2 protein-coding genes are annotated in these 2,024 nt (G+C 60.7%); one reads left to right on the top strand and one right to left on the bottom strand.

Annotation, left to right across the window (positions count from 1 at the left end; genetic code table 11):
• Window positions 1-206: 206 nt before the first annotated feature.
• Entirely contained in the window at window positions 207-1,208 is a 1,002-nt protein-coding gene (locus BFP96_RS12980) for an ABC transporter substrate-binding protein (RefSeq protein WP_065884686.1), read from the bottom strand.
• 278 nt (window positions 1,209-1,486) lie between these two features.
• On the opposite strand from BFP96_RS12980, the gene BFP96_RS12985 reads away from it, so the two are divergent.
• On the top strand, window positions 1,487-2,024 hold a 538-nt coding region (locus tag BFP96_RS12985; RefSeq protein WP_371914769.1), incomplete at its 3' end, for an ABC transporter permease.

Consider the following 2,024-nt stretch of genomic DNA (forward strand, 5'->3'; position numbering starts at 1 on the left):
CGCTTTTCAAAAGTGAGCCGCTGTAAAAGCGGAACCATTAGCAGCCGTTACCGCAGAAACGGATATGTACTCGGTCTGATCCAACATCCTGGTCCGCCCCGAGGCCGCCATCGGGGGCAAGCCCCCTCCCACAGTTGAACTGTGAATACCTTCAAAGTGTGGGAGGGGGCTTGCCCCCGATAGCTATAGCCCAGGCACCACTGGACTCAAAGCCCCGCCGCAGCCAACCCAGGCGCCACCCAATCACTCACCTGAAACGACCGACGAATCAACTTCTCCCTGGAAGCCAGATCCACCGCATCCTGTAACTTGCCCAGGAACACCGGGTCCAGCGTCGCCGGGAAAATCTGGCTGAGCTGCTGGTCCTTCAAGTCATTGCTCAGGATCACTGGCGGATAACTGGCCAGCCCCGACACCAGCTCGATGTAGGCCTGTTTGTTATTGTCATCGGTCAACCATTGCACCGCCTGCTGCTGGGCCTTGAGCAACTTGGCCACCGCGTCGGGATGCCCGTCGACAAACTGTTTGCTGCCCACCAATACCGCCTGGATGCTGCCGGCGCCGTTCAGGTCCTTGGTGGTCAGGGCGATCTCGGCCAGCCCCTTGGCTTGCAGCGCCGTGAGGTTGGAGCCGCCCCAGGTTGCGTCAATCTGCTTGGCGGCCAACGCCGCACCGGCCGCGTTGTAATCCAGGTTGATGACTTTCAGGTCCTTTTCACTCAGGCCCTGGCTGGCCAATGCGCTGTCGAATGACAACTGGCTCGCCGTGCCGCGAAACACCGCGACGCGCTTGCCCTTGAGGTCGTGCAGGGTCTTGATGCCCGAGCCCGGCACCACGCCCAGGTACTGCTTGATGTCACGCGCGGTAGCGCTGAGCAGGCGGGTATCCAGCCCATTGGAACGGCCGATGATGGCCGCCAGGTCGCCGAGATAAGCAAGGTCCACCTGGCCGTTGGCGAAGGCTTCGTTGATCACCGGGCCCGCGCCCTTGAAGTAATTCCATTGAATCGTGATGCCCTGGTCGGCAAAGGCCTTTTCGAAGATCTGCTGTTGGCGCAACACATCAGTGATGCCGCCGCCGCTATGTTGGCTCCCGGCACTGAGGTCGGGCACGGCAATACGGATCTCCTTGAGCTCGGCGGCCTGCACCAGACCCGCCAGCGCGGTAGCGGCGAACAGCGTGATCAGACGTTTGAAGGGCAGTTTCATAAGGGCAGCTCCTGGTGGGCGACGGTCGCCTGGGGAGCTGAAAGTAGCCATAGGCAGATAGAAACTTTAAATACTATAAATTCACAATTTAATAACCTTTTGAACTATGCGAGACAAACCGCAGGCTGCAGCGGGCTATGCATAAACAGCATCGAAAATATTCTCCGAATGCATTGGATGCGTGCCGGGCACGGGCTTTAAATGGACTCTCTTATCGCACAATCATCTTGATTACGTTTTTATAAGATCGGAATCACATAACGAAAGGAAGGTCCCCGATGGCCCGGACCGCACGGTTAAGCCCGCCTCTGACAACCCCCACACTGCGCTGGCCGGCGCTCAGCCCCTGGCTGTTACCGCTGACGCTATTAGCCTTGTGGTGGCTGGCCAGCCGTCATCAGTGGATGAGCGAGCAAATCCTGCCGCCGCCTGCATTGGTGTGGAGCAGCGCCGTGGAACTGGCGGGCGGCGAGCTATGGAGCCACCTGGCGATCAGTGTGCAGCGCTTGTTCTGGGGCTTGCTGGCGGGCATCGGCGCCGGGGCGTTGCTCGGCGCCTGGCTGGGCTTCAGCGCGCGCGCCGAGCGCCTGGTGTTCCCCACGTTCAGTGCGTTGGCGCAAGTGCCGACCCTGGCGTGGATCCCGTTGTTCATGGTGTTTTTCGGCATCGGCGAAACCCTGAAACTGGTGGTGCTGGTCAAGGCGATCGTGGTACCCGTGACCCTGCATACGCTGGTTGGTGTGCGCGATGCCCAGCCGCAGTTGCGTGAAGCCGCGCGCGTGCTGCGCCTGCCCACCCACCTGCTGATCCGCCGGC

The sequence above is a fragment of the Pseudomonas sp. 34 E 7 genome (assembly GCF_900005715.1).
Taxonomy (GTDB): domain Bacteria; phylum Pseudomonadota; class Gammaproteobacteria; order Pseudomonadales; family Pseudomonadaceae; genus Aquipseudomonas; species Aquipseudomonas orientalis_A.